This window comes from Aquamicrobium sp. (assembly GCF_023954335.1).
Classification (GTDB): domain Bacteria; phylum Pseudomonadota; class Alphaproteobacteria; order Rhizobiales; family Rhizobiaceae; genus Aerobium.
Map to the genome: position 1 here is coordinate 1,551,541 of NZ_JAMLIE010000001.1, position 26,368 is coordinate 1,577,908.

The window sequence follows — 26,368 nt, forward strand, 5'->3', positions numbered from 1 at the left end:
AAATTGGCACCCGCTTTCTGGTAATTCGCTTCCAGGCGATCCATATATCGCCAATGGACGATATGACGACCGATCACGACGCGATCCTCAAGGCGCTGGCGCATCCGGTGCGGCGGGCGATGCTGTCATGGCTCAAGGAGCCTAAGCGGCATTTCTCGGCGCAGGCCCACCCGCTGGAGATGGGCGTGTGCGCCGGCAGCTTCGAGCGCTGCGGCCTGTCGCAATCGACGGTCTCGGCGCATCTGGCAGTGCTCGCGGCCAGCGGCCTCGTCACCACGCGCAAAGTCGGCCCATACGTCTTCTATGCCCGCGACGAGGCGGCGATCGCCGCTTTCCGCTCCTCCCTCCATGACCTCTGACAACGGTGAAGCCATGACCACGCTTTTCGATCCCGTAGCCCTCGGTGCGATCCCGGCCGCCAACCGCATCGCCATGGCCCCGCTGACGCGCAACCGCTCGCCGGGCGCGGTGCCGGGCGCGCTGGTCGCCGACTATTACGCGCAGCGCGCCTCGGCCGGGCTGATCATCACCGAAGGCACGGCGATCACGCATCAGGGGCAGGGCTATGCCGACGTGCCGGGGCTCTACGCGCCAGAGCAGCTCGCCGGCTGGCGGCGCGTCACCGACAGGGTGCACGACAAGGGCGGGCGCATCGTCACCCAGCTCTGGCATGTCGGCCGCGTCTCGCATGACACGCTCCAGCCCGCCGGGGCGAGCCCGGTCGCGCCATCGGCGGTTTCCGCGCAGGCGAAGACCTACCTCGTCAACCCGGACGGCAGCGGCAGTTTCGCCGAGACCTCCGCGCCGCGCGCGCTTGAGCTCTCCGAAATCCCCGGCATCCTCGACGACTACCGCCGCGCCGCGAAGGCGGCGGTGGAGGAGGCCGGCTTCGACGGCGTCGAGATCCACGGCGCCAACGGCTATCTGGTCGACCAGTTCCTGCGCGCCGGCAGCAACCGCCGCACCGACGCCTATGGCGGGTCGATCGAGAACCGCGCCCGCTTCCTGTTCGAGGTGGTGGACGCCGTCACCGAAGGGGCGGGCAGGGGCCGCGTCGGCATCCGCCTGTCGCCGGTGACGCCCGCCAACGACGCCTCTGACCCCGAGCCGCAGCCGCTGTTCGAGCATGTCGCGCGCGGCCTCGGGTCCCGCGGCCTCGCTTATGTCCATGTGATCGAGGGAGCGACCGGCGGCCCGCGCGACTACCGGCAAGGTGCGCGCGACTTCGATTACGCCGTCTTCAAGGCCGCCTATCGCGACGCCGGCGGCAAGGGCGCGTGGATGCTCAACAACGGTTACGACGCCGAGCTGGCGAAGCAGGCGGTGGAAAGCGGCGCGGCCGACCTCGTTGCCTTCGGCCGGCTGTTCATCGCCAATCCCGATCTGGTCGAGCGGCTGAAGAAGGCGCTTCCCCTCAACGAGCCGGACAGGAAGACCTTCTACGGCGGCGGCGAGAAGGGCTATACGGACTACCCGTTCGCGGCCTGACGGGCCGGGCGCTCAATCGGGGAGTCTCACTTCCCACGGGTCGGTGAAGTGGTGCTCCTCGAGATTGTCGCCGTCGCCGCCGCGGTCGACGACGAGGAAATCCTGCGGCGCGCCGATGGGCGTCAGCACCGCGTGCCATATGTTGCGGCGGTAGTTGACGCCCTGTCCCGGCAAGGTGAAGAAGGCCTGCGGCGTGCCCGGGCCGTCCGGCCCGTCGGGGCAGACGACGACGAGGAACGGCGCCGGCGACAGCGGCACGAACGCCTGGCTGCCGAAGGGATGGCGCTCGACCATGCCGAGCTTCAGCGGGAAGTCGTAGGGCGTGCCCCTGAACAGCGAGATCAGCACCCGCGCGTTCGGCCCCTCGGCCTCGACTCTTGCGAGGTCGTGGTAGCGCTCGCACTTGCCCGCGTTGATCGGGAAGTGGTTCTCCCAGTCGGTGTCGATGACGTCGCCGAACGGGGCGAAGGCGGCCCGCGTCAGCTTCTGTGCGGTAAGGGTGCGGCTCATCGAAACGCGAGCTTCGCGTGGCGGTTGACGTCCTTGTAGAGCAGGTAGCGGAACCTGCCCGGCCCCCCGGCATAGCAGGCCTGCGGGCAGAAGGCGCGCAGCCACATATAGTCGCCGGCCTCGACCTCGACCCAATCCTTGTTGAGCTTGTAGACCGCCTTGCCTTCCAGCACGTAGAGCCCGTGCTCCATCACATGCGTCTCCTCGAACGGGATCAGTCCGCCCGGCTCGAAGGTGACGATTGTGACGTGCATGTCGTGGCGCAGATCCTCGGGATCGACGAAGCGCGTCGTCGCCCATCTCCCTTCCGTGTCCGGCATCGGCGAGGGGGCGATGTCGGCCTCGTTCAGGAACAGCGGGTCCGGCGCGTCCAGCCCCTCGACGAAGTCGTAAGCCTTCCTGACCCAGTGGAAGCGCGTGGTCCCGGCGCCCTCGTTGCGCGCCGTCCAGCCGCTCGCCGGCGGCAGGTAGGCGTAGCAGCCGGGCGTCATGACATGGCTTTCGCCGTCGAGCGTGACGGTCAGTTCGCCGTCGACCACGAAGATGACGCCCTCGGCGTCGGCCTCGGGCTCCGGCCGGTCGCTGCCGCCGCCGGGCTGGACCTCCATGATGTATTGCGAGAACGTCTCGGCGAAGCCCGAGAGCGGCCGTGACAAGATCCACAGCCGCGTTCCTTCCCAGAACGGCAGGTAGCTGGTGACGATGTCGCTCATCACGCCTTTCGGGATCACCGCATAGGCGTCGGTGAACACGGCGCGGCCGGTGTGGAGCTCGGTCTGCGGGGGCAGCCCCCCATGCGGCGCGTAATAGGTGCGGCCGGTCATTGTGCGTTCTTCCTTCAGGAGGGGAGGAGGGCGTTGAGCCGCAGCGCGGCGATGCGCTCCACCTGCCGGCAGGCGGTGGCGAACTCCGTGTCGCGGTCGTTGTCGATGCGGGCGCGGAAGGCGGCGAGGATGCCCGCCCTGGTGTTGTCCTTGACCGCGATGATGAAGGGGAAGCCGAACTTTTCCGTATAGGCGTCGTTCAGCCGGGTGAAGGTCTCGCGCTCGTCGTCGGTCAGCGCGTCGAGGCCGGCCGAGGCCTGCTCGGCCGTCGACTCCGCTGTCAGCCGCTTCGCCTGCGCCAGCTTGCCGGCAAGGTCGGGATGGGCTTTCAGCACGCAGAGCCGCTCGTCCGCGCTGGCGGAGCGGAAGGCGCGGCAGAGCGCGTTGTGGACGCCGGAAGCGCAATCGTGCGCCGGGCCGAGCTCGAGCTCGAAGGCGCGCTCGGCGACCCACGGAGAATGCTCGAAGATCGAGCCGAATCTTGCCACGAACGCATCGCGATCCATGCGGCTCGGCCGCAGGGCCGGCGGGGCGTAGGGGTGGGCCTCGCGCCAGTGGGCGGCGATCTCCCCGCGCGTCGGCAGCCAGACGCGGTCGTGACTCATGACGTAGTCGATGAAGCGCCGGAGCGCGGAGGCGCGGCCCGGCCGGCCAATCAGCCGGCAGTGGAGGCCAATGCTCATCATCGCCGGGCGACCGGCCTGTCCTTCCGCATAGAGCGTGTCGAAGGCGTCCTTGAGATAGGCGAAGAACTGGTCGCCGCTGTTGAAGCCCTGCGCGGTGGCGAAGCGCATGTCGTTGGCGTCGAGCGTGTAGGGGATGACGAGCTGCGGCGGGACCGGATTGCCGTGGCCGTCATGGTCGAGCCAGTAGGGCAGGTCGTCGTCATAGGTGTCGGAAATCCAGTCGAAGCCGCCTTCGCCTGCCGCGAGCCGGACCGAATTGACCGAGGTGCGGCCGAGATACATGCCGCGCGGCCGCTCTCCCACGACTTCCGCATGCAGACGGATCGCTTCGAGAAGGTCCTTGCGCTCCTCGGCCTCGTCATGGTCGCGATAGTCGATCCAGCGCAGGCCGTGGCTGGCGATCTCCCAGCCGGCCGCCTTCATCGCCGCGACCTGGTCGGGCGAGCGGGCGAGCGCGGTGGCGACGCCGTAGACGGTGACGGGAACCTGCGCCGTCGTGAACATGCGGTGAAGCCGCCAGAAGCCGGCGCGCGCGCCGTATTCGTAGATCGATTCCATGTTCCAGTGGCGCTTGCCCGGCCACGGCGCCGCGCCCACCACCTCCGACAGGAACGCCTCCGACGCCGCGTCGCCGTGCAGCACGCAGTTCTCGCCGCCTTCCTCGTAGTTGACCACGAACTGGACGGCGACATGCGCGCCGCCCGGCCATTTCGCATCGGGCGGGTTCGCGCCGTAGCCGCGCATGTCTCTGGGGTATCGCATCCAGGGTGCCCTCGTCGTTTCCTCAAGAATAATTCAAAACCGGCATGCCATTCCCCCTCGAAAGTTTGAAAGTGTTTTGGCCCCTTTCTGCTGGCCTGTCCTTTTCGATGCAATAGAGTATCGTGAATCCGCGCGCCGAAACCGCCGATGCGACGCGGGCGCGGCCGCAGGGAGAAACGATGGCTGGGAACGCACGACTTACGACCCACGTGCTCGATACCGCCAGCGGCCGGCCGGCCGAGGGGCTGAAGATCGCGCTCTATCGGGTCAGCGGCAATTCGCACAAGAAGATCAAGGAAGTCGTCACCAACGCCGACGGCCGCTGCGACGCGCCGCTGCTCGAAGGCAACGACTTCCGCACCGGCCAGTACGAGCTCGTCTTCTTCGCCGGCGACTATCTGCGCGCCGGCAATGCTACCCTGCCGGAGCCGCTGTTCCTCGACCAGATTCCCATCCGCTTCGGCATGGCGCAGGAGGCGCATTACCACGTGCCGCTGCTCCTTTCCCCCTTCGGCTACTCGACCTACAGGGGAAGCTGATGAGCCAAGGGGCTGGATTGCCGCGCCGCGAGATCCGCTTCCTGCTCAACGGCGAGGCGGTCGCGCTTGCCGATTTGCGGTCGCACGAGACGCTGCTCGACTGGCTGCGCCTGCGCCGCGGCCTCAACGGCACCAAGGAAGGCTGCGCCGAAGGCGATTGCGGGGCCTGCACGGTGCTTGTTGGGCGCCTCGGCACGGATGGCCTCGTCTATGAGAGCGTCAACGCCTGCATCCGCTTCCTCGGCTCGCTCGACGGCTGCCACGTCGTCACCGTCGAGCACCTGAAGGGCGCGGACGGAGCGCTGCACCCGGTCCAGCAGGCGATGGTCGATTTCCACGGCTCGCAATGCGGCTTCTGCACGCCGGGCTTCGTCATGTCGCTCTACGGCCTGTGGATGCGCGAGCCCCGCCCCTCCGACGCGCGTATCGAGAAGGCGTTGCAGGGAAACCTGTGCCGCTGCACCGGCTACGAGGCGATCATGCGCGCCGCGCGCGCCGTCTCGACCTATGGCGAGGCGGGCCGCGACCCGCTCGCCGCCGAGCGCGCCGATGTGACGGCGCGGCTCACGGCGATGCGCGACGGACGCCGCGTCGAGATCGGCGAGGGCCGCGAGCGGCTGGTCGTGCCGGCCTCGCTCGACGATTTCGCCGCGATCATGGAAGCCGAGCCGAAGGCGACCATTGTCGCCGGCTCGACCGATGTCGGCCTGTGGGTCACGAAGATGATGCGCGACATCGCGCCGGTCGTCTTCATCGGCGGGCTTCAGGAGTTGCAGGCGATCTCCGAGACGGACGGCGTCGTCACCATCGGCGCCGGCGTCACCTATACCGACGCGCGCGGCCACCTTGCCGCCCGCATCCCGGCGCTGGGGGCCCTGATCGACCGCATCGGCGGCGAGCAGGTGCGCAACATGGGCACCATCGGCGGCAACATCGCCAACGGCTCGCCCATCGGCGATACGCCGCCGCCGCTGATCGCGCTGGGCGCCCGGCTCACGCTGCGCAAGGGCGGGCAACGCCGCACCATCGCGCTGGAGGACTTCTTCATCGCCTATGGCAGGCAGGACCGCCAGCCGGGCGAGTTCGTCGAGGCGGTGCATGTGCCGCTGCCCGAACGGCACGCGCATTTCGCCGTCTACAAGGTGTCGAAGCGCCGCGACGAGGACATCACCGCCGCGCTCGGCGCGTTCCACGTCAGCGTCGAGAACGGGATCGTCGCGTCCGCGCGCATCGCCTATGGCGGCATGGCGGCGACGCCAAAGCGGGCGCGGGCGGTGGAGGCGGCGCTCCTCGGCAAGCCGTGGACGCCGGAGACGGTGGAGGCGGCGCAAGCAGCCTACGCGCAGGACTACCAGCCGCTGACCGACATGCGCGCCTCGGCCGAATACCGCGCGCTGGCGGCAAGGAACCTTCTCCTGCGCTTCTACATGGAGACGACCGGCACCGCGCGGCCGTTCGCGGTGAAGCGGTACGAGGTCGCGTGAGGCCATGAACAGGCACGCCCCGAACCTCAAGGCGGAAAGGATCGCCGGCGGCGTCCACAGCGACGTGCGCCACGATTCCGCGCACAAGCATGTCGCCGGCGAGGCGGTCTATATCGACGACATGCCGGAGCCGGCCGGCACGCTGCACGCGGGTCTCGGCCTTTCAACGGTCGCGCATGGCTTCGTGACATCGCTCGACCTCTCGGCCGTGCGCGCCGCGCCCGGCGTCGTCGCGGTGCTGACCGCGAAGGACGTGCCCGGCGTCAACGACATCTCGCCCTCGGGCATGAACGACGACCCGGTGCTGGCCGACGGCAAGGTCGAGTTCCACGGCCAGCCGCTCTTTTGCGTTATCGCCCGCACGCGCGATCAGGCGCGGCGCGCGGCGCGGCTGGCAAAGGTCGAGTACGAGGAACAGCCGGCGCTTATCGACATCTGGGACCTCGACCCGGCGACGGCGCGGCAGGTGACGACGCCGCTGACGCTGAAGCGCGGCGACGCAGCAAGCGCGCTCGACGCCGCGCCACGCCGCGTCACGGGCCGCATGCGGCTCGGCGGGCAGGACCATTTCTATCTCGAGGGCCAGGTGTCGCTCGCCGTTCCCGGCGAGGACGACGAGGTGACGGTCTATTGCTCGACGCAGGGGCCGAGCGAGACCCAGCACATGATCGCCCACGCGCTCGGCATCGCCAGCCACGCGGTGACGGTCGAGGTGCGGCGCATGGGCGGCGGCTTCGGCGGCAAGGAGACGCAGGCCAACCAGTGTGCGGCCATCGCCGCCATCGCGGCGAAGAAGCTCGGCCGCGCCGTCAAGCTCAGGCTCGACCGCGACGAGGACATGACCGCGACCGGCAAGCGGCACGACTTCGCCATCGACTACGACATCGGCTTCGACGAGGAGGGCCGCATCCTCGCCGTCGACTACACCTTCGGGCTCAGGGCCGGCTTCTCGGCGGACCTGTCCGGCCCCGTCGGCGACCGGGCGCTGTTCCACTGTGACAACGCCTATTTCTTCCCGCACGTGCTGGCGAAGTCGGCCCCGCTCTACACCAACACCGTCTCCAACACCGCCTTTCGCGGCTTCGGCGGCCCGCAGGGCATGGTCGGCGCCGAGCGGGTGATCGACGAGGTGGCGTTCGCGGTCGGCAAGGACCCGCTCGACATCCGCAAGCTGAATTTCTACGACGAGATGGGCACCGAGGGGACGCGCAACCTCACCCCCTACCACCAGAAGGTCGAGGACTGCATCATCCAGCGCATCGTCGCCGAGCTGGAGGAAAGCGCCGACTATGCCGGGCGCCGGCGCGAGATCGCCGCGTTCAACGCCAACAGCCGGTTCGTCAAGCGCGGGCTGGCGCTGACGCCGGTCAAGTTCGGCATCTCCTTCACCAAAACCGAGTCCAACCAGGCCGGCGCGCTGGTCCACGTCTACACCGACGGCTCGGTTCACATGAACCATGGCGGCACCGAGATGGGGCAGGGGCTGCACCTCAAGGTCGCACAGGTCGTGGCCGAGGAGTTCCAGATCGATCTCGACCGCGTGCGCATCACCGCCACCACCACGGCCAAGGTGCCGAACACCTCGCCGACGGCGGCGTCGTCCGGCGCGGACCTGAACGGCATGGCGGCGCAGGACGCGGCGCGGCAGATCAGGAAGCGCCTCACCGACTTCGCCGCCGAGCACTATGAGGTGCCGCGCGAGCAGGTCGTCTTCCTGCCCAACCGGGTCAGGGTCGGCAATCAGGAGATCGCCTTCAACGAGCTGGTCCGGCAGGCCTATATGGCGCGCGTCCAGCTCTCCGCCGCCGGCTTCTACAAGACGCCGAAAATCCACTGGGACCGGTCGAAGGGGCGCGGCCACGCCTTCTACTACTACGCCTACGGCGCGGCCTGCGCCGAGGTCTCGGTCGACACGCTGACCGGGGAATATGTCGTCGAGCGCGTCGACATCCTTCACGATGTCGGCCGCTCGCTCAATCCGGCCATCGATCTCGGCCAGGTCGAGGGCGGCTTCATCCAGGGCATGGGCTGGCTGACGACCGAGGAGCTCGTTTGGGACGAGCGCGGCCGGCTGCGCACCCATGCGCCGTCGACCTACAAGATCCCGCTCGCCTCGGACCGGCCGAAGATATTCAACGTGGCGCTCACCGACTGGTCGAGCGCCTACGAGCCGACCATCCATCGCTCCAAGGCGGTGGGCGAGCCGCCGCTGCCGCTCGGCCTTGCCGTGTTGCACGCGCTCTCCGACGCGGTGGCGAGCGTCGCCGGCCACGTTGTCTGCCCGCGCCTCGACGCGCCGGCGACGCCCGAGCGGGTGCTGATGGCCATCGAGCGGCTGAAGGCCGAGGCCGCCGCCCCGGCGTCGCCATCGGCGCGATGAGCGCCGCGCCGTCCCGCCTGCGCGCGTTCCTCGCCGCATGGCCGCGCGTGGCGCTGGTAGAGGTGAGGGAGGCGAAGGGCTCGACCCCGCGCGAGGCCGGGGCGTGGATGCTCGTCTCGCCGGGCGCGATCTTCAGCACCATCGGCGGCGGCCAGCTCGAATTCATGGCCATCGACCGCGCCCGCGACATGATCGCCGCCGGCGCGCCGTCGGCCGACATTCTCGACGTGCCGCTCGGGCCGCAGATCGGCCAGTGCTGCGGCGGCCGGGTGCTGGTCGATGTCGCTCTTGCCGGCGAGGCGCGACGCGCGGCCATGCTGCGGCGGATCGAGGACGAGGCGGGGTCGCGTCCCTCGGTGTTCATCTTCGGCGGCGGGCATGTCGGCCACGCGCTCGCCGCGGCGCTGGCGCTGCTGCCGCTCGCCGTCACGATCGTCGAGACCCGCGCCGACCAGATCGGCGACCTGCCCGAAGGGGTGGAGGTGCGGCTGACCGCGGTGCCGGAAGAGGTGGTGCGCGACGCCCCGCCCTGTTCGGCCTTCCTCGTCCTGACCCACGACCACGCGCTCGACTTCCTTATCGTCGCCGAGGCGCTGAAGCGGGCCGATGCCGCCTATGTCGGCATGATCGGCTCGAAGACCAAGCGGGCGACCTTCGCGAGCTGGTACTTGAAGGAGGCGGGCGGCGGCGAGGCGGCGCTTTCGCGCCTCGTCTGTCCCATCGGCGGGGCGGAGGTGAAGGACAAGCGCCCCGCCGTCATCGCCGCCATGGCGGCGGCGGAGGTCATGCGGGGCCTTTCGGCCCCGTGACGGCTATGGAGAAGGTTATTCCTTCTCCTGCACATGCGCCTCGAGGAACCACAGCGACTTGTCGAGGTCGCGCGAGAAGGCGGTGAAGATATCGGCCGTGTCGGCGTCGCCCGCCTCGTCGGCCTCGTCGATCGCCGCGCGCACGGCATTGGCGACCGCGCCATAGCGCTCGATCAGCGCCGCGAGATGATCCTTCGTCTTCGATATGTCAGTCGGGTAGGGCTTGAGCGCGGTCTTTTCCGCCACCGTCTGCACCGTGCCTTGCGCCTGTCCGCCCAGCTGCACCGCCCGCTCGGCGATGGTGTCGACATGGCCGTCGAGGGTGGCGCGGAAGCCGTCGAGCATTTCGTGGATGGCGATGAAATGCGGCCCCTTCACGTTCCAGTGCGCCTGCTTGGTGACGAGCGCGAGGTCGATGGCGTCGGCAAGGCGCGCGTTCAGAAGCTCGATCGCCGTTTTTCTGGTGTTGGATTTCAGGTCGATACGGGTGGGGTGCATTGCCATTTTTCGCTCCATCTTCGGGCCTCGGAGGCTCGCACTATGAACCTCGGCCGGCTGCCCATCAACGTGCCATCCCGTGTCCGGGTTGCAGCCTCAGCGCCCGGTCAGAATGTCGCGGATCATCCGCTGGCAGCGGTCGGCCATGAAGTCGAGCAGCAGCCTGACCTTCGGGTCCTGGAACTTGCGGTGCGGGTAGACGGCGGCGAGCTGCACCGGCAGCGGCGGGCAATCGGCCAGCACCACCTTCAGCCTGCCGTCGCGCAGGTAGGGTTCGATCTCGAAGCGCGGCTTGTTGACGATGCCGCGCCCCGACAGCGCCCAGCCGGTGATGACGTCGCCGTCGTCGCTGTCGAACGGGCCGTGGACCTCGGTCCTGACGAGGCCGGACGGCGTCCTCAGCGTCCAGATGTAGTCCTTAGCGCCGGGATAGCGCAGTTGCAGGCAGTCGTGCTTGCGGTTGGCGAGGTCGTGCGGGCTCGCCGGCTCGCCGCGCGCCTCGAGATAGGACGGGGCGGCGGCGAGCACGCGCTCGCATTCGAGGATGCCGCGCATCCTCAGACTCGAATCCTCCAAGAGCCCGAGGCGGAAGGCAACATCGATGCCCTCCTTCATGATGTCGACATTGTGGTCGGACAGCCTGAGCCGGACCTCGATGTCGGGATAGCGGTCGTGGAACTCGGGAATGCCGGAGGCGATCAGCCGCCGGCCGAGGCCGAGCGGCGCGGTGACGCGGATCGTGCCGCGCGGCTGGCCCGACAGCGCGCTGACGGCCGCTTCCGCCTCGTCGACCGCGTCGAGGATCTGCCGCGCGCCCTGGTAGAAGACGCGCCCGTGCTCGGTCGGCATCAGCTGCCGCGTCGTGCGGTTGAACAGCCTGACCCCCAGATGCTTCTCCAGCTCCTTGATTCGGTTGGAGGCGACCGCCGGCGAGATGCGCATGTCGCGGCCGGCGGCCGATAGGTTGCCCAGCTCCACCACCCGCACGAAGACCGCGATATTGTCGAGATAGGCCATGGCCGCTTTCCCTTCCGCCCCCCCAAGCCGCCGCCCTTGGCCGCTTGCCGCCGCAAACGGTCGTCAGGTCATTATTTTCCAGATTTTTTTGAAAGTCATCGTGCATCTCCACTCTTTCGCTTTGAAGCGGAGGCCGTAAAGTCGGTCCAAGGTCCGGCATGAGACCTGCGAGGGGAGACAGATGCACGAATTCGCGATCTTCTGGGACTGGCTATCCTTCGCGGCGCGCTGGCTTCACGTCATTACCGCCATCGCCTGGATCGGCTCGTCCTTCTATTTCATCGCCCTCGATCTCGGGCTGGTGAAGCGCGAGGGCATGCCGGAGGGCGCGCATGGCGAGGAATGGCAGGTCCACGGCGGCGGCTTCTATCACATCCAGAAATATCTCGTCGCGCCGGCGCGCATGCCCGAGCACCTGACCTGGTTCAAGTGGGAATCCTACGCCACCTGGATGTCGGGCTTCGCGCTGCTCGCCATCGTCTACTATGCCGGGGCCGATCTCTACCTCATCGACCGCAACGTGCTCGACGTCTCCGCGCCGGTGGCGATCCTCCTGTCGGCCGGCTCGCTGGTGGTCGGCTGGCTGATCTACGATCTCCTGTGCCGCTCGCCGCTGGCGAGGAACGACACCGGGCTGATGCTGGTGCTGTTCCCGATCCTCGTCGCTGTTGCCTGGGGCTACACCCAGCTCTTCACCGGCCGCGCCGCGTTCCTCCATCTCGGCGCCTTCACGGCGACGATCATGTCGGCCAACGTCTTCCTCATCATCATCCCTAACCAGAAGATCGTCGTCGCCGACCTGATCGCCGGCCGCAAGCCCGACCCGAAATACGGCCGCATCGCCAAGACGCGCTCGCTGCACAACAACTACCTGACGCTGCCGGTCGTGTTCCTGATGCTGTCGAACCACTACCCGCTGGCCTTCGCCACCCAGTTCAACTGGGTGATCGCGGCGTTGATCTTCCTGATCGGAGTGCTGATCCGGCACTATTTCAACACCATCCATGCCCGCAAGGGCAACCCGCACTGGACATGGGGCGCGGCGACCGTGCTCTTCATTCTCATCATGTGGCTGTCGACCGCGCCGAAAGTGCTGACCGGCGAGGAGAAGGTCTCGGCCGGCGCGCAGGCGCTGATGGCGTCGGCGCATTTCGCGGCCGTGCGCGACACGGTGATGGGGCGCTGCGCCATGTGCCACGCCGCCGAGCCCGTCTGGGACGGCGTCCGCTTCACGCCCAAGGACGTGGCGCTGGAGACGGAAGGCCAGATCGCCGAGCGCGCGCGGGAAATTTACCTCCAGGCCGGCCGCAGCCACGCCATGCCGCCCGGCAACGTCTCGGCCATGACCGAGGAGGAGCGGGCGCTGATCGTCGCCTGGTTCGAGGAGGCGCGGCGGTGAGCGTGCTTCTCCTGCGCGGGCGCGTCCTTTCCTTCCGCACCAGACCTGAGAGCGTCGACGACCGCGCCGCCTATGTCTTCGAGGAGGACGGCGGCGTCTTGGTCCGCGACGGCAGGATCGCCGCCGTCGGCGATTTCGCCGCCGTCGCCGCCGAGGCGGCGGGGGCGCGCGTGGTCGACCATCGCCCGCATCTGATCCTGCCCGGCTTCATCGACGCCCATGTCCACATGCCGCAGATGCAGGTGATCGCCAGCTACGGCGCCGAGCTGCTCGACTGGCTCAACACCTACACCTTTCCCGAGGAGACGCGGTTCCGCGACTCCCAGCACGGGCGGCGCATCGCCCGCCTGTTCCTCGACGAGATGATCCGCCACGGCACCACCACCGTCGCCGCCTTCTGCTCGGTGCATCGGGAGAGCGCCGATGCCTTCTTCGCCGAGGCGCTGGCGCGCAACATGCGCGTCGTCGCCGGCAAGGTGATGATGGACCGCAACGCGCCCGAAGGGCTGCGCGACACGCCGCAATCGGGCTATGACGATTCGAAGGCGCTGATCGGCGAGTGGCACGGCAAGGGCCGGCTCCACTACGCCATCACCCCGCGCTTCGCCATCACCTCCTCGCCCGAGCAGATGGAGGCGGCCGGCGCGCTGGCGGCCGAGTTCCCCGCTCTCCACATCCAGACCCATCTGTCGGAGAACCACGCCGAGATCGCGCTGACGCGCGAGCTCTACCCTGAGGCGCGCGACTACACCGACGTCTATGCCCGCTACGGGCTCCTGCGCCAGCGCACGCTGCTCGGCCACTGCATCCATCTCGACGCCCGCGAGGCCGACGCGATCCACGAGGCCGGCGCGACGGCCGTATTCTGCCCGACCTCGAACCTCTTCCTCGGCTCGGGCCTGTTCGACTGGCAGGGCTATTCGAGGCGGGCGAAGCCGCTCAGGATCGCGGCGGCCACCGATGTCGGCGGCGGCACCAGCTATTCGATGCTGCGCACCATGGATGAGGCCTACAAGGTGATCGCGCTGCAGGGCGAGAAGATGAACCCGCTCGCCGCCTTCTGGCAGATCACGCTGGGCAACGCCGAGGCGCTGTCGCTCGGCACCCATGTCGGCACGCTCGAGCCGGGGATGGACGCCGACATCGTCGTCCTCGACGCGCGGGCGACGCCGGCCATGCGCCTGCGCATGGAACGGGTCGAAACGCTGGCGCAGGAGCTGTTCCTCCTCCAGACCCTCGGCGACGACCGCGCGATCGCCGAGACCTACGTCGCCGGACAGCCGGCGAGGAGCATGTTGGCCGGGGCCGGGAAGGAGTGAGGCGCAAGCCTCGCCCTTGCCGCCATGCAAGGCAGATTGCCGCGAGCCGCCGATAGACCCGGGAAACGCTGCCACGCCGCATTGCGCCGCGTGTTTTCCGCGATGTGCATTCCCGCGCCATTGTGCAAGATTGCGCCTTGCCAAATAATCGGAAACGCTTAGAAAGCGCGGTACGGAGAGGTGGCCGAGTGGTCGAAGGCGCTCCCCTGCTAAGGCAGATATTCAGCTTCTAAGCACTTGTTTTCGCTACGAGCGCGACCGCATTCCCCCAGTTTTCCCCCACAGATTTGAAGTCCCAGCCTTTCGCGAAAGCCTCCGCGCCGATCTCCGGCGTGCCCAGCTTCACGTAACGCTGATGCTCATTCGAAAGCCATCCGCCTTCTTCCTTCAGACGCAGCGTGTCCTTCGTTTGCGAATAGAACCAGGTCGCCCATGAGTGTCGGCAGACGTGCGGCGTGATGACCTTCGGGTCACCCCCGCCGTTTTCGACAGATCGAGCGAAGGCCGTTCGTATCTGGCCACCTCGGCCGATCTTGTCGGCAAATGCCTTTCCATCAAATCGCCGGAATAGCGGCCCGCGATCGCCGATGTTCGGCAAAACAGATAGCGCCGCGACGACACGCGGCTGGAGCGTCACGCGGCGCTCGTGGCCATTCTTGGGATCGCGAAGGATCGCCCAGCGCCCGGCCAGGCTGATGTCGTCTCGGCCGTCGATGGCGAAGGTCTCACCCGCGCGAGTGCCTTGTCCGAACAGGAACGTGATAAGCGCAGGAAGCCACGGGCTCGGTTGCGTCGTGGCGGCCTGAATGATCGCTTCCGCCAGCGATGGCATGACGAACATGGTTCTTGCCCCGTCGCCCTTCGGCGCCCGCAGCTTGTCATCCTTCACGAAGTTGATGATGGCGGACATCGGCACGTATAGGTGCCGGCGAATGGTGGCCGGCGCTCGGCCGGGGTAGAGCGCGTTGGCGGCGCGAACCATCGCGACGTTGTCAATGTCGCCGAGGCGCGTTTCCTGGAAATGATCGAGGAGGCGGCCGAGAAAACGACTATCCTTCCCGCTGTCGAGGTAGGCGACCATGGCCGTGGCGAACGGCATATCCCGCCAATCACGCTCCACCGGCGCGGTTTGGAGCGATTGGATGATCGTCTCTAGTTTCTTCCGCGCTTCAGGCTTTGAAGTCTCGCCCGTGCTTCGCTCAACGCGGACACCGTTGATCGTTCCACGCGCGATCCAGTACGGACTTTTGGGGCGCTTGATGAGGGTGAGCATGCCGGCGGCTCCATTATCCTTTCCATGTCTTCGGGCGTAAAGAACATGGCCCGACCGATCTGACGATAAGCCCCAATTTCCCTTGCTCGCTCGCGTAGAGCACGCTCGGAAACCTCGATGCCCTTCATGCACAGCATTTCCACAGCGTCAGCCGGTGAGATAACGCGCTCCATGACTTCGGCCGCCCTGCTCATGTCCTTCCTCCGCTGCTGGCGAGGGCTTGGCGGCCGGCGTCCGAAGGGCGCATCTTGCCCGTCCAAGGGTCTCTCTCAACCCACCCGCGCCGCTTCAGGTTCGCCCATATCTGAGGGGCTTCGTAGCTCCGACACGTCCAGAGCATCCCGTTGCGATCGACTTCTTCAAGTGCGGCAAGAGCGCCAATCTCGGTCAGCTTCATGCCTTCCTCCCGAGGGCGCGGATGGCGGTTGCCATGTCTCCAGCCTTCAATGGCACCCATTCCGCTCGTTCTTCGGCAGCCACAACAGCCCTCTCCAGCGTCACCGCATCGACTTCATCCGGGCCGAGGATGCGGTAGCCGGCGGTGTGGAGAGCGCCGAGCACACGGATGGCCTGCTCTCGCACGTTCATACCCGCTGTCTCCATGAGCGCCGTAACTATCGTTTTGCGAACATCAGTCATGGCGTCCAGCCTCTATCGCGGCCTTGAGGGCGTCCTCGGCCATGTTGCGGATGACGTATCGGTCAGCGTGGGGCTTATCCGCGTAGTCTCGTATCCGCCGCATTGCCTCCGTCACCGCCTGTTCTGCGGGGCGGGTGGATGGCGTCAGATCGTTTAAGACGGCGAGCACGTCGCTAACGTAGTATTCGTTTCCGGCATCCAGCAGGTCGAATTTAACCATCCAGTCCAGAACGGCATCGCCAATGCGCCCCGCCTCCTGCCACCCTTCCGGTGCGGCTGGCTCTGTGGTGAGGGCGGATAGGATGCGGCGCTCGTAGTCGGCCTGTGCGGCATCTTTGGCGGCTTCTAGGGTCTCGTGGTGGGCGAGTTTATTGTTCTCGTCACGGATGGCATCACCATTAGGTGCGGTTATCATCCAACTGTCGGGAAGGCGCTGTTCCGTCCTGTATGACCCGAACACGGTCGCCGCCCGCGAGAAATACACGTTCGGCCCAATCAGAGGTGACACGGAATCCTCCCACTCCAGCGGCTTCACCTTCATCGCGCCTGTGCGGGAGAGGGCCGCGGCGAGGGCGGTGGCTATGATATCGACAGCCAGTTCGAATACATCTTCGTCCGGCAACATCAGTCGCTGCGCAATCGCCCGCGCTTCTGTCTGTGCGTCAGTCATGGGAGGAGTCCTTGTTCAGCATGGCACGGGCGCGGGCCTGTGAAACTGTCGGTGGGTTCAGGAATACGGCTATCGCTTCCAACCCCGCCTCCAACTCCGCGATCCTCGCCGCTTGCGACTGGATGAGGGAGGCGGCTTCGTTCACATCGTAGTAAACGTCAGCGAGCGGTCCATTCGCTGGGATGCGGGAACGCAGCCGCTCCACCAGCCCGCCTACCTCGGCAGGCGTTACGGTGGAGAGGGCGACGAACTCCGTCCCTTCATCGAAAGGCTCGCGCTGCCATTTGCGAATGTTGCCGTTGTCGGCGAACCAGATCCAGATGCGGTCAAGCATCGTTCGTAGCCTCCTTGGCGAACATCGGGCGCTTGCGCGGCGGGATCGGCAGCTTCTGGGTTGCGACCTGCTGGCGGCGTGCGGCCTTGCGGGTTTTCGGGAACTGCTGGCCTTGCATGGCCGGGGCGTCTACGATGCGCAGGTGAGCCTTGCGCCTTGCCGCGACCTTGGCCTTCTCGGCTACGTCAGCAGCGGTCTTTTCTGCATGACAGGCGATATGCACCGGCTTGAGGTTGCTTTCACGGTTCTCGCCGCCGTTGATGAGCGCGGTGACGTGATCCAGCGCCCATTTCTTGCCGATGATGGGCTGGCGGCAGATATGGCACTTGCCGCTCTCACGGTCGAAGACGCGCAGCCTGACGCGGGGCGGCGCGCGCTGGTCGTCCGTGTCGCCAATCCATTCTTTGACGGGCCGCGCCATCACCACCCCCTCAATTCAATCTCAGCGCGGAGCATTTCACGCCGAGCGTCAGCCAGGCTGCCGAGCAGCGGACGCCATGCCTGCTTGCTTTTGCGCCTGTGGTCGATCTGGCGTGACAGGGTGGCCACGCGGGCTTTCGCAGCTTCGAGATTGCGACGGGCGCGGTGGCGGCGGATGAGGCGGATAATCATGCTGCCCTCCTGATCGCGTTACCGCTGGTAATCATGGTGTATCCATCCTCGAACACGACGCGGATGCTGTTCATCTTGCCGCGCGCCGTGACCGCGCAGCGTTGGCCTTTGCGGCCTTGACGGTGCCAGAAGTAGACGTAGGGGAAGGTCATGCGGCCACCTCCTGCGGATCGTAAAAGCCGCCCCTAATCGTCTCGGTAAGCTGGACGCCGTGCATGTCGCAGAAGGCGAGTGCATAGGTGATGAGGCTGGCGGCGCGGCGAACGGACATGCGCGCCGTGCTTTCCCGCACGTTGACGAACTCACCTTCAAGACCAGGAACAAACTCAATCTCGCCTTCGGTTGCCTTGGTATGGCCGGAAACCAGCAGCACCTTCCATTCGTCGGCGTTCCGGCGCTTCCCGGCCCATTCCAGGTGAGACCTTGCCAGATCGGTGCAAATCGCATGGAATTTGGCGTTCTGGTCAAGGCTGCGGGTGGCCGGGCCTACCGTGACGGCGCTGCCGGGCTCGGCGCGCATGATCGCGGTGACGGCGTTGTGCCGCACGAAATCATTGATGAGAATGTAACGCTGGCGTTCGGTTGCCATGTCGGTTTCCTCTCTCTTCCCCCGTCCTGCCGGTCTGTGACAGGACGGGGAGGGTGGGCGTCAGGGAGGACGCGGTTAGAACGGAATCTCGTCGTCAAGCTCGCGCTGGTTGCCGTAGCCGCCGTGTGTGCGGCTATCGTCGCGGTCGTAACTGGTCGAGCGTTCCTGACGTGCGGGGCGCTGTTCGCGGTCGCCGTCATCGCTGTTGCGGGTGTCGAGCATCTGCAATTCGCCACGGAACTTCTGGAGGACGACCTCGGTCGAGTAGCGGTCGTTGCCCTGCTGGTCCTGCCATTTGCGGGTCTGCAACTGACCCTCGACGTAGACCTTCATCCCCTTCTTGAGATAGGATTCTGCGACCTTGGCGAGGTTGTCGTTGAAGATGACGACGCTGTGGAACTCGGATTTCTCTTTGCGTTCACCGGACTGTTTGTCGCGCCAAGTCTCGCTCGTAGCGATCCGCATATTGACAACCGGGTCACCGCTGTTCAGCCGCCGAATTTCAGGATCGGCAGTGAGCCTCCCAACGAGGATGACCTTATTGACCGTGCCCGACATAGCTTCGTCCCTCCTTGATGGCCGTAACGGTGGCGTAGTTGACGTTCATGGTTTCGGAGACGACGCGGGGCCGGACGCCTGCGGCTAGGCGGCGGCGGATTTCCTGAACCTGCGCTTCCTTGAGGTGTTTACGGTTGCCGCCCGCGCCGCGGCCCTTGTGCTTCATGTCGGCCATGTTGTCGGCGCGAGTGCCTAGAAACAGATGGTCGGGATTGACGCACGGGCGGTTGTCGCACGAGTGGCAAACATCCATCCCGTCCGGCACGGGGCCGACGAAAAGTTCATACGCGCGCCGATGAGCAGGTCCTTGGGACGTGTGGCCGTAACCGTTTCCTTTGCCCGCGCCAGTCCACTCCCAGCAAACGTCCGGGTCCATGCCGTGCGTGTTCGCCTTTTGAAGGAAGGCCGTCACCTTGTTGACGCTACCGGCCATCACGCCGCTTCCTTCTGTTCAATGCCATAGTTTCGGATGCGCTCGACCAGAGCCGCCAACTCGTCGTTGAAGCGGTCGATCTCGTCGGAGAGCGTCTTTATGTATTCCTCGTCCCGGTAGACGCGAACGGTCAGAACTGGGAGCTTGGGCCAGTGTCCGGCGTCAGCACTGATGGGACCAAATCGGCTTAACTGAGAACGGAGGATTTCTGGTTCATCGTAGCCTTTCAAAGGAGCGAAGATGAGACAGAAATCCGGAACCGGGAAAGCGCCGGCAGAGCAGGTCATCAAAGACATCCGCCGCGCAACCCGCAAGCAATATTCGGCCGAGGAGAAGATCCGCATCGTGCTGGAGGGCTTGCGCGGCGAAGAGTCGATCGCGGCGCTGTGCCGGCGCGAGGGGATCGCGGAGAGCCTTTATTACACCTGGTCGAAGGAATTCCTGGAAGCCGGCAAGAAGCGGCTTGCCGGGGATACGGCGCGCGCCGCCACCAGCGACGAGGTGAAGGTTCTGCGCAAGGAGGCGCGCGATCTCAAGGAGGTCGTCGCCGAGCAGGCGCTGGAACTGCGGATTCTTAAAAAAAGCATGATTGCGGATGGGGGCGACGACGAATGAGATACCCCGCATCCGAGAAGCTGGAGATCATTCGGCTCGTCGAGCAGTCGCATCTGTCGGCGCGGCGCACGCTGCAAAAACTCGGTATTCCGCGCTCGACCTTCAATCGCTGGTATGACCGTTTCCTGGCCGGCGGTGTCGATGCGCTGGAGGATCGCAGGCCCCGGCCGAACCGGGTCTGGAACCGCATCCCCGAGGAGAAACGCGATCAGATCATTGAGCTGGCGTTGAACGAGCCGGAGCTGTCGCCACGGGAACTGGCGGTCACCTTCACCGACACGAGGGGCTACTTCGTCTCGGAATCCTCAGTCTATCGCCTGCTCAAGGCCCACGACCTGATCACCAGCCCCGCCTTCATCGTCATCAAGGCCGCCGATGAGTTCCACGACAAGACGACGGCGCCCAACCAGCTCTGGCAGACCGACTTTACCTACTTGAAGGTGATCGGCTGGGGGTGGTTCTACCTGTCGACCGTGCTCGACGACTTCTCTCGCTACATCATCGCCTGGAAGCTGTGCACCACGATGAAGGCCGAGGACGTCACCGACACGCTGACCATCGCGCTGCAGGCTTCTGGCTGCGACAGCGCCAGGGTGGTGCAGCGGCCGCGGCTGTTGTCCGACAACGGCCCCTCTTACGTCTCTTCCGACCTGGCCGCATGGCTATCCGACAAGGGCATGGAACATACGCGCGGGGCGCCCTGCCATCCTCAGACCCAAGGCAAGATCGAGCGATGGCACCAGACGTTGAAGAACCGCATCCTGCTCGAAAACTACTTCCTGCCGGGTGATCTCGAGCAGCAGGTCGCGGCGTTCGTCGATCACTACAACCACCGCCGCTACCACGAGAGCCTCGACAATCTCACCCCTGCCGACGTCTACTTCGGGCGCGGCGATATCATCACGCTGGAAAGGGAAAGGATCAAACGCGAAACCATCAAACAGCGTCGCTTGCTTCATCGAGATGCAGCGGCCTAATGTGACAAACCTGATGGACCAGAGCCTCCGTTAGCTCACGCCGCCTGTTGTCCCAAAAACCCTGACGACGGACACGCATCGCAGTTCGAGCGCGACCATCCGCTTATTGAACAAGTCGGTACCGCCCTCGAGTTGACGCCAGAACAGATCGACGCCGCGTGGCTGGCAGCGGTCGAGATGTGACGTTCAGGCGAGCGCCTGAAATCGCGGGAACGCAATGCCCGTCATCGCGGCGAACTCCTTCATGTCCGCGGCGTAGGTCGACGTGAGGAAAGCGATATCGTCCTCGGTCATCGGCGATGTCGCTAGCCGGGGCTCCTTCGGCACTTTGATGGAATGCTCGGGCGCCTTGAGGAAAGGTTCAACCGCAAGGAAACCGGTCACGCGCTTCAGGGCGCTGGTATGATCATTCCTCAGTTCGTCGTTGGTTAGGACGAGAATGCTGTCTCTGCCGAGCAGCGAGGTCGCGCGCCGAAGCTGGGCCGCATACATGCCGCGGCCGACATATCCGTGCTTGTTCTCTTTCCGGATCGCCTCGGAAAAGGGGCGATCTTCCATCCCCACGGAAGTGTACATCTTCCATTGCGAGTAGGCGCGCTCGACCGGGTCCCTGACCAGCATGATGATCTTCATGCTTGGGTTGTAGTCGGCGATGCGCTTCATCGCCGTACCGCTGTAGATGTACTTCGGGGTGGCCTCGCCAAGAACTTGGCCGGGTCGAGCATCGCGAAAATGGGCATGAAGGGCGTCGTAGCGCGGCCATAGCCAGTTCTGTTTCCGGCCAAGGAAGAACCGTAGCGCCTTCTTCTCGGACAGGTATAATTGCGGATGCGACCGCAAATACAGGTAGAGCGCTGACGTTCCGCACTTCTGCGCCCCAGCGATCACAAAGCTGAGCTTTGGCTCGGGCTGACGCCCAAGCAGTTTTCGAACATTGATGTAGTGCATGTAAAGCCCCTGTGCCCAAGGCTTCACTACCAACAGATCATCCCGAGATCAACGCTGCCGCCTAGCCGCCAAGGCTAGGCCAGCGCGTCCTTCGCACATCACCAGAACTGGAGACAGCCATGAACTTCGCTGGCAAGGCGTTGCCATTGTCCGATGGCGACGTGAGAACCATTGCGGGCTATCTCGGCTGCGAAATCGCGGCGGTGCGCGCGGTCCTGCAAATCGAGGCCGCAGGTAAGGGCTTCGACGGCAAGAGCCGCCCGAAGATGCTGTTCGAGCCGCACATCTTCTACCGCGAACTCGGGGCTGGCGCGAACCGGGACCGGGCGGTCAAGGAAGGGCTGGCCTACGCCAAATGGAAGGCGGGTGCATATCCGAGCGACAGCTATCCGCGCCTCGAAAAGGCAATGACGATCAACCGTGATGCCGCCCTTCGATCAGCCTCATGGGGCCTTGGCCATGTGATGGGCTTCAACCACAAGGCCGCCGGCTTCGGTGACGTGGTGTCCTTCGTCGAGGCGATGAAACACTCGGAAGGCGCGGGCCTCTATGCCATGGCCCGCTTCATCGTCAGCAAGGGGTTGCAGCGTCACCTCAAAGCGAGGAACTGGTCTTCCTTCGCCAAGGGCTACAACGGCTCCGCCTATGCGCAGCATGGCTATCACACGAAACTGGCCAGCGCCTATGCGAAGCGGCCGGCATCGGAGCGGGTCACACCGCCGCCCGCCACGGAAGCCGAGCTTGCCGCGCTCATCGGCAAGGCTACCCCGCCAGCGCCCGCGAAGCCCGCGCCCGTCCAGAAGCCGGAAGCTGCTCCTGAGCCTGCCTCGGGCAAGGGCGACAGCATCTCGGGCGCGATCCTCGGCATCGTCGTGCTGATGCTGATCGCGGCCGCTGCCTTTATCCTCGGAGACTGACATGAGCGCGCTCGCTTCCATCCTGCTCAGCGCGGCCGGCGAACTGGCCGTGCCGATCATCAAGAAAGTTCTCGGCGACAAGCTCGGTGGGGCGGGCGGCGAGATCGCTGGGAAGGTGATCGACGCCATAGCGGAGAAGGCCGGCGTGTCGCCCGAGGCGCTTCCCGACCTGCCGACCGACGATCTTCAGGAGGCCATCGTGGCGGCCGAACCTGCGGCAGCTGACATCCTCATGCACCACGTCGAGAGCCAGCGTCTCATGAACGAGACGCTGAAAGCCGAACTCGACAAGGGCGGCCCGACATGGACGTGGGCATGGCGGCCCGGCTGGATGTGGCTGCTGGCGTTCGTCTGGCTTTACGCGCTGGTTCTGCGACCTCTGACGAACGCGGCGTTCGGCGCGTCCATCGATGCGATCGATCTCGGTACGCTGATGACGCTCACCGCGTGGTTCATCTCGCTCTACATGGGCGGACATACCGCCCTGCGAGGCATCGAGAGATGGCGGAATAGCCGCTGATCACATCATCCGCAGTGCATTGGAACAGGAGCGGGGCAATTGGGCGAGGAAGCGACGATGAACCGGCCGCAATTTCGGTACGAGATAAATCTGAACACCGTTCTGCTGTTCGTCACGCTGATGGCAACCGGCGTTGGCTGGGGCATTGCCTACAATGCTCTCGTCACCGGGCGGGACACCAACGCGGCCAACATCGCTCGGTTAGAAACGCGCATCGCCTCGCTGGAGACAACCGGACGCGTCCTCGATAATCATGAGCTGCGCATCACCAATGTTGAGGTCTCGTCTCGGGATGCCTCGGCGGCTCTAAGAGCGGTTGAGACCAGCATCAACGCGCTGGCGTCTGACACGAGGCTCATGAGAGAGATTCTTGAGCGGCTTGAGAACGAGGCGAGCCGGGGGCGGCGCGTCCAGTAGCCGATACCAAACTCGCCCCTGAGTATCACCGTCGCCGGATCATGATACGCAATTACCACTCCTGACCTTTATGCATTTTCTGCATATTGCTTCGCCCCGCTGCCAAAAGGTGGCGGGGCTTTTTGTCTTTCAGGACCTGCCCAGCAGACGCTCACCATCCGCCTTGTGATCCCAGCAGAACCAGCGCGCCGGCCGGCCGGCGAGGGAAAAGCCGAAGCCGCCCCATTCCTTGCAGCCAGGGTGCTCGCAATAGTGCTCCCAGATGCCGGCCGGTGTCGCGACAGGCTGCTCATCTCGGTTGGGCTCGTCGCTCATGCTGCTTCCTTCGAAGGCGATTCTACGACCATGAGCATATCATCCGGCAACGGCCGCTGGAGCGCCTTCGCCTCGTCCCATGGTGCCGACAGCCAGACGTCGATTTCCTCCGGCGTGGTAAGGATCACCGGCATCGCCTTCGGGTGGATAGGCGCGACGACGGCGTTTGGCTCGGTCGTCAGGAAGCCGTAAAGCTCGAAGTCGCCCGGCCCGTCCTTCACCTTGCGCACACCATGCCAGCGGGTCCAGATGCCAGCGAAAACGGCAACCGGGCGGTCTTCGTTGATCGCGAACCAGACATTCGGCGTCCGGCCATTCTCGTCTTTTGTCGGTGACGGCTCGGCAAAGCTCGTCCATGGCACGACGCATCTGCTCTCGACGCCCAGCCAGCGCCGCCAGTGCGGCGAGCCGACATTGCGGGTGTTGGTGACGCCGCGGTCGGCGCCCTTCACATACTGCGGCGGTGACGGCATGCCCCACTGGAGCGGAGCGATCTCGCGCTCGCCGTCTTCTCCGACGCGCACCACCGGCGCAAGATAGTTGGGATAGACGTCGCGCGATGGCTCGTTGAAGCCGGTTCGGTCGACCATGGCGCGTGCGAGCTGGCGGATGGCGTCGACGTTCCGGGTGTAGTTGTAGAGGTTGCACATGCCGCGATCCTGTCAGCAGCCTACGGCGCTGGCAAGGCTTCCCCACCGGACGACGCCGATCTCATGACGCGCATCCGATTGCGCAGCTCGATCTGGCTGTTGGTGCGCTCTCTCAGCGCGGCATCGAACGCGGCGATGGCAACGGATGAGTTGTTGGCGAGCGCAAGCGTCTCGATGATCTCGCCGCGGTCGTTGACCTGGTGGACTTGGAAATTCCAGTCGAAAATCGTGTGCAGCTTCATGGTATCCTCGTAGGTTCCGGTGTGCCGCACCGCCGAGGAACATATTCCTCAAAAGCGATCAGCGTCAAGCTGGCTGACATCGCACAATTCACAGATCGAGATTTCTGTGGACGGGGGAACATGGCAGGAACCCTTTCCCCCAATTTTCCCCCACTTCCCCCTGCAAGTTCCTGCATCGTTCTGCAAGAACCTGCATGAACCTGCAAGTTTGCCCCCTTGCCAAACGCCCGGAAACGCTTAGAAAGCGCGGTACGGAGAGGTGGCCGAGTGGTCGAAGGCGCTCCCCTGCTAAGGGAGTAGGCTCCAAAAGGGCCTCGTGGGTTCGAATCCCATCCTCTCCGCCACTTCAGTCCCTGAGTGGGCACTGAGTTTACGCCACTTCCCGCCACGAGCGTCTGTAGCAGCCGGGACTTCGATCCCATGATACGAACCTCGCCCTCGGCGACCTCGACACGCTGAGCAAGCGCGCGCAGGTGATCGCGGCGATAGCCTCCACCTTCCAGCCGGATACGTTGGCGCGCTGTCGTGGCGAACTTTCGAAGCATCTGCGGCGTGACGGCCTTTTGCCCCGAGTTCTGGAGCATGGCCTGCGCCCGGTCGGAATCCACCTTGGCCTGGTCACGAATGGCTTTGAGGCCGTCGATGCGGTCTTTCAGCGCCGGATCGTTCAGATCGGCAACACCTGACTCGATGGCGTCATAGAGGCGTTTGAGCCGCAGTTCCGATTCGGCTGAGCGCTTGTTCAATTCGGCGATATGCTCGCGGCGGCGCTCGGCATGTTCTTCCCTGCGGTCGAGCGCGGCGGCAAGAATCATTTTCAGACGCTCGGGCCGGAGAAGCTGCTTTTCAAGGTGATTGACGACCAGATCGTCCAGCTTCTCCATCGGAACGGCCATGCCACTGCACGCGGTCGGTCCCTGTCGCGCTTTCATCGAGCAGGCGTAATAGCGATAGCGCCCGCCCTTGCCGGTGCGGATGGTCATGGCCCCACCGCACTTGGCGCAATGGATCAGGCCGGTCAGCATGGTCGGGCCGCTGATGACGCGGGCGGGCATGACCTTGGGATTGCGCGCCTTGAGCAGCTTCTGCACGGTGTCGAACGTGTCACGGTCGATGATCGGCGGGACGGGAACCATCACGATCTCGCTGACCGGCTTCAATTCCTTGGTCTTGCTGCGTTTGTTGAACTCATGCTCGCCCATATAGGTGCGGCGGGTCAGGATGCGGTGAACCTGCCCGATGCCCCAACGCCCGCCGTCGCGGGTGAAGATGCGGCGGCTATTGAGATAGGAAACGATGTTCTTCACGCCCATCTGGCCGGTGGTGCCGTCGCCTTCCAGCGCGAGGCGATAGATCAGCCGCACCGTGTCGGCGTGCAGCGGGTCGATTTCCAGCTTCTTCTTGGTCTTGGCCCCGCGCTGCTCGGCGGCGACGGTGCGATAGCCGATAGGAGGAAGCGAGCCGTTCCAGAAGCCTTGGCGGGCATTCTCCTTCAAGGCCCGCATGACGTGCTTGGCATTTTCCTTGGACTGGTATTCATCGAACAGCGCCATGATCTGCCGCATCATGACGTGCATAGGGTCATCCCCCATTTCCTGGGTGATCGAGACCAGCTTCACGCCATTCTTCGCCAGCTTGCGGACATAGAACTCAAGCTCGAAGTGATCGCGGAAGAACCGGCTGAACGAATGGACCACGACGACATCGAACGGCGCGGGCTTGCTGGTCCCCGCCTCAATCATGCGCTGGAACTCGGGGCGGCGGTCGTTCGTGGCTGATGCGCCGGGTTCGATGAAAGTCTCGACCAGTTGCAGACCACGGGATTCGCAATAGGCTTCACCCTGCCGTTTCTGGTCGGGAATGGAGACATCATGCTCGGCCTGCCGCGCCGTCGAAACGCGCAGATAGAGGGCGGCGCGCAGCGGCACGGTCATGGTGATGTCT

General features: G+C 65.3%; 33 protein-coding genes, 1 tRNA gene and 1 pseudogene. 14 read left to right on the forward strand and 21 right to left on the reverse strand.

Annotated elements, in window-relative coordinates; genetic code table 11:
• The first annotated feature begins 62 nt into the window (after window positions 1-62).
• Both M9945_RS07595 and M9945_RS07600 read left to right on the forward strand, forming a co-directional pair.
• Window positions 63-359: an ArsR/SmtB family transcription factor gene (locus tag M9945_RS07595; RefSeq protein WP_367944794.1), complete on the forward strand. Its 297-nt coding sequence runs from the start codon at window positions 63-65 to the stop codon at window positions 357-359.
• A 13-nt stretch (window positions 360-372) separates the two neighbouring features.
• The gene (locus M9945_RS07600; protein ID WP_367944038.1) at window positions 373-1,488 is read left to right on the forward strand and encodes an alkene reductase; all 1,116 of its coding nucleotides are present in this window, start codon (window positions 373-375) and stop codon (window positions 1,486-1,488) included.
• A gap of 12 nt (window positions 1,489-1,500) precedes the next feature.
• Here M9945_RS07600 and M9945_RS07605 read toward each other — a convergent pair whose 3' ends face one another.
• Genes M9945_RS07605 through puuE form a run of 3 tightly spaced genes read right to left on the reverse strand, consistent with a single transcriptional unit; the run spans window position 1,501 to window position 4,270 of the window.
• A complete protein-coding gene (locus M9945_RS07605) occupies window positions 1,501-1,998 on the reverse strand; it encodes an ureidoglycolate lyase (protein ID WP_367944039.1) in 498 nt (165 codons plus the stop codon).
• Window positions 1,995-2,822 carry a bifunctional allantoicase/(S)-ureidoglycine aminohydrolase gene (locus M9945_RS07610; protein ID WP_367944040.1) on the reverse strand — a complete coding sequence of 276 codons (828 nt, stop codon included), beginning with the start codon at window positions 2,820-2,822 and terminating at the stop codon, window positions 1,995-1,997. Before M9945_RS07610 ends, M9945_RS07605 begins: the two co-directional genes overlap by 4 nt.
• A gap of 14 nt (window positions 2,823-2,836) precedes the next feature.
• A complete protein-coding gene (gene puuE, locus M9945_RS07615) occupies window positions 2,837-4,270 on the reverse strand; it encodes an allantoinase PuuE (RefSeq protein ID WP_367944041.1) in 1,434 nt (477 codons plus the stop codon).
• 179 nt (window positions 4,271-4,449) lie between these two features.
• On the opposite strand from puuE, the gene uraH reads away from it, so the two are divergent.
• The 4 genes from uraH to xdhC are packed head-to-tail and all read left to right on the forward strand — an operon-like array spanning window position 4,450 to window position 9,482.
• Entirely contained in the window at window positions 4,450-4,809 is a 360-nt protein-coding gene (gene uraH / locus M9945_RS07620; protein ID WP_367944042.1) for a hydroxyisourate hydrolase, read from the forward strand.
• Window positions 4,809-6,293: a xanthine dehydrogenase small subunit gene (gene xdhA / locus M9945_RS07625; RefSeq protein ID WP_367944043.1), complete on the forward strand. Its 1,485-nt coding sequence runs from the start codon at window positions 4,809-4,811 to the stop codon at window positions 6,291-6,293. Before uraH ends, xdhA begins: the two co-directional genes overlap by 1 nt.
• Before the next feature lie 4 nt (window positions 6,294-6,297).
• On the forward strand, window positions 6,298-8,673 hold the full coding sequence (gene xdhB, locus M9945_RS07630; RefSeq protein WP_367944044.1) for a xanthine dehydrogenase molybdopterin binding subunit: 2,376 nt from the start codon (window positions 6,298-6,300) through the stop codon (window positions 8,671-8,673).
• Window positions 8,670-9,482, forward strand: coding sequence for a xanthine dehydrogenase accessory protein XdhC (gene xdhC / locus M9945_RS07635; RefSeq protein WP_367944045.1), 813 nt, complete (start codon window positions 8,670-8,672; stop codon window positions 9,480-9,482). The genes xdhB and xdhC overlap by 4 nt, the downstream gene beginning before the upstream one ends.
• 15 nt (window positions 9,483-9,497) lie before the next feature.
• Here the strand turns inward: xdhC and dps are convergent, their stop codons facing one another.
• Together dps and M9945_RS07645 are read right to left on the reverse strand one after the other, a co-directional pair.
• Window positions 9,498-9,998, reverse strand: a complete 501-nt coding sequence (gene dps, locus M9945_RS07640) for a DNA starvation/stationary phase protection protein Dps (RefSeq protein WP_367928131.1) — start codon at window positions 9,996-9,998, stop codon at window positions 9,498-9,500.
• 78 nt (window positions 9,999-10,076) lie between these two features.
• Window positions 10,077-10,997 (reverse strand): LysR substrate-binding domain-containing protein, encoded by a 921-nt coding sequence (locus tag M9945_RS07645; protein WP_367944046.1) that lies wholly within the window; start codon window positions 10,995-10,997, stop codon window positions 10,077-10,079.
• A gap of 181 nt (window positions 10,998-11,178) precedes the next feature.
• Between M9945_RS07645 and M9945_RS07650 the strand changes: the two genes are divergently transcribed.
• Entirely contained in the window at window positions 11,179-12,396 is a 1,218-nt protein-coding gene (locus M9945_RS07650; protein ID WP_367944047.1) for a urate hydroxylase PuuD, read from the forward strand.
• Window positions 12,393-13,715 carry a guanine deaminase gene (gene guaD / locus M9945_RS07655; protein ID WP_367944048.1) on the forward strand — a complete coding sequence of 441 codons (1,323 nt, stop codon included), beginning with the start codon at window positions 12,393-12,395 and terminating at the stop codon, window positions 13,713-13,715. The genes M9945_RS07650 and guaD overlap by 4 nt, the downstream gene beginning before the upstream one ends.
• A gap of 229 nt (window positions 13,716-13,944) precedes the next feature.
• Here guaD and M9945_RS07660 read toward each other — a convergent pair whose 3' ends face one another.
• The 11 genes from M9945_RS07660 to M9945_RS07710 all read right to left on the reverse strand — a co-directional run bounded on the left by M9945_RS07660 (window position 13,945) and on the right by M9945_RS07710 (window position 19,110).
• Window positions 13,945-14,988: a tyrosine-type recombinase/integrase gene (locus M9945_RS07660; protein ID WP_367944049.1), complete on the reverse strand. Its 1,044-nt coding sequence runs from the start codon at window positions 14,986-14,988 to the stop codon at window positions 13,945-13,947.
• A 393-nt stretch (window positions 14,989-15,381) separates the two neighbouring features.
• Window positions 15,382-15,627, reverse strand: coding sequence for a hypothetical protein (locus M9945_RS07665; protein ID WP_367944050.1), 246 nt, complete (start codon window positions 15,625-15,627; stop codon window positions 15,382-15,384).
• Window positions 15,620-16,297: a hypothetical protein gene (locus tag M9945_RS07670; RefSeq protein WP_367944051.1), complete on the reverse strand. Its 678-nt coding sequence runs from the start codon at window positions 16,295-16,297 to the stop codon at window positions 15,620-15,622. The genes M9945_RS07665 and M9945_RS07670 overlap by 8 nt, the downstream gene beginning before the upstream one ends.
• Entirely contained in the window at window positions 16,290-16,631 is a 342-nt protein-coding gene (locus M9945_RS07675) for a hypothetical protein (protein WP_367944052.1), read from the reverse strand. Before M9945_RS07675 ends, M9945_RS07670 begins: the two co-directional genes overlap by 8 nt.
• Window positions 16,624-17,052, reverse strand: a complete 429-nt coding sequence (locus M9945_RS07680; protein ID WP_367944053.1) for an HNH endonuclease — start codon at window positions 17,050-17,052, stop codon at window positions 16,624-16,626. The genes M9945_RS07675 and M9945_RS07680 overlap by 8 nt, the downstream gene beginning before the upstream one ends.
• Complete coding sequence (locus M9945_RS07685; RefSeq protein ID WP_367944054.1) at window positions 17,052-17,243, reverse strand: hypothetical protein; 192 nt, start codon at window positions 17,241-17,243, stop codon at window positions 17,052-17,054. The genes M9945_RS07680 and M9945_RS07685 overlap by 1 nt, the downstream gene beginning before the upstream one ends.
• Window positions 17,240-17,395, reverse strand: coding sequence for a hypothetical protein (locus M9945_RS07690; protein WP_367944055.1), 156 nt, complete (start codon window positions 17,393-17,395; stop codon window positions 17,240-17,242). Before M9945_RS07690 ends, M9945_RS07685 begins: the two co-directional genes overlap by 4 nt.
• Entirely contained in the window at window positions 17,392-17,832 is a 441-nt protein-coding gene (locus tag M9945_RS07695; RefSeq protein WP_367944056.1) for a recombination protein NinB, read from the reverse strand. The genes M9945_RS07690 and M9945_RS07695 overlap by 4 nt, the downstream gene beginning before the upstream one ends.
• Before the next feature lie 75 nt (window positions 17,833-17,907).
• The gene (gene ssb, locus M9945_RS07700) at window positions 17,908-18,390 is read right to left on the reverse strand and encodes a single-stranded DNA-binding protein (protein WP_367944057.1); all 483 of its coding nucleotides are present in this window, start codon (window positions 18,388-18,390) and stop codon (window positions 17,908-17,910) included.
• On the reverse strand, window positions 18,371-18,823 hold the full coding sequence (locus tag M9945_RS07705) for an HNH endonuclease (protein WP_367944058.1): 453 nt from the start codon (window positions 18,821-18,823) through the stop codon (window positions 18,371-18,373). Before M9945_RS07705 ends, ssb begins: the two co-directional genes overlap by 20 nt.
• The gene (locus M9945_RS07710; RefSeq protein ID WP_367944059.1) at window positions 18,823-19,110 is read right to left on the reverse strand and encodes a hypothetical protein; all 288 of its coding nucleotides are present in this window, start codon (window positions 19,108-19,110) and stop codon (window positions 18,823-18,825) included. Before M9945_RS07710 ends, M9945_RS07705 begins: the two co-directional genes overlap by 1 nt.
• Here M9945_RS07710 and M9945_RS07715 point away from each other — a divergent pair.
• Window positions 19,064-20,415, forward strand: a protein-coding gene (locus M9945_RS07715; RefSeq protein ID WP_367943246.1) for an IS3 family transposase whose coding sequence is annotated in 2 segments (ribosomal slippage) — window positions 19,064-19,400 and window positions 19,400-20,415 — 1,353 coding nt in all. Because the reading frame shifts where the segments join, the coding sequence is not laid out codon by codon here. The two genes, M9945_RS07710 and M9945_RS07715, sit on opposite strands and share 47 nt — an antisense overlap.
• Window positions 20,416-20,601: 186 nt before the next feature.
• Here the strand turns inward: M9945_RS07715 and M9945_RS07720 are convergent.
• A complete protein-coding gene (locus M9945_RS07720) occupies window positions 20,602-21,363 on the reverse strand; it encodes a sulfotransferase domain-containing protein (RefSeq protein ID WP_367944060.1) in 762 nt (253 codons plus the stop codon).
• 119 nt (window positions 21,364-21,482) lie between these two features.
• Here M9945_RS07720 and M9945_RS07725 point away from each other — a divergent pair, with 119 nt between their 5' ends.
• From M9945_RS07725 to M9945_RS07735, 3 genes are read left to right on the forward strand one after another with little or no spacing between them, the layout of a single operon-like run.
• The gene (locus tag M9945_RS07725) at window positions 21,483-22,280 is read left to right on the forward strand and encodes an N-acetylmuramidase family protein (protein WP_367944061.1); all 798 of its coding nucleotides are present in this window, start codon (window positions 21,483-21,485) and stop codon (window positions 22,278-22,280) included.
• 1 nt (window position 22,281) lies between these two features.
• Window positions 22,282-22,800, forward strand: coding sequence for a 3TM-type holin (locus M9945_RS07730; protein WP_367944062.1), 519 nt, complete (start codon window positions 22,282-22,284; stop codon window positions 22,798-22,800).
• A gap of 39 nt (window positions 22,801-22,839) precedes the next feature.
• Entirely contained in the window at window positions 22,840-23,217 is a 378-nt protein-coding gene (locus M9945_RS07735) for a hypothetical protein (protein ID WP_367944063.1), read from the forward strand.
• Window positions 23,218-23,346: 129 nt separating this feature from the next.
• On the opposite strand, the gene M9945_RS07740 is transcribed toward M9945_RS07735, so the two are convergent.
• From M9945_RS07740 to M9945_RS07750, 3 genes are read right to left on the reverse strand one after another with little or no spacing between them, the layout of a single operon-like run.
• Window positions 23,347-23,532, reverse strand: a complete 186-nt coding sequence (locus tag M9945_RS07740) for a hypothetical protein (RefSeq protein ID WP_367944064.1) — start codon at window positions 23,530-23,532, stop codon at window positions 23,347-23,349.
• On the reverse strand, window positions 23,529-24,182 hold the full coding sequence (locus tag M9945_RS07745) for an SOS response-associated peptidase (protein WP_367944065.1): 654 nt from the start codon (window positions 24,180-24,182) through the stop codon (window positions 23,529-23,531). Before M9945_RS07745 ends, M9945_RS07740 begins: the two co-directional genes overlap by 4 nt.
• A gap of 20 nt (window positions 24,183-24,202) precedes the next feature.
• Window positions 24,203-24,424: a hypothetical protein gene (locus tag M9945_RS07750; protein WP_367944066.1), complete on the reverse strand. Its 222-nt coding sequence runs from the start codon at window positions 24,422-24,424 to the stop codon at window positions 24,203-24,205.
• Between the two features lie 253 nt (window positions 24,425-24,677).
• On the opposite strand from M9945_RS07750, the gene M9945_RS07755 reads away from it, so the two are divergent.
• Window positions 24,678-24,768 (forward strand) — tRNA-Ser (locus M9945_RS07755).
• 129 nt (window positions 24,769-24,897) lie between these two features.
• A complete protein-coding gene (locus M9945_RS07760; RefSeq protein ID WP_200796411.1) occupies window positions 24,898-25,110 on the forward strand; it encodes a hypothetical protein in 213 nt (70 codons plus the stop codon).
• A 222-nt stretch (window positions 25,111-25,332) separates the two neighbouring features.
• On the opposite strand, the pseudogene M9945_RS07765 reads toward M9945_RS07760, so the two are convergent.
• A pseudogene (locus tag M9945_RS07765) lies at window positions 25,333-26,358 on the reverse strand (recombinase family protein); the annotation flags it as partial.
• Window positions 26,359-26,368: the final 10 nt, after the last annotated feature.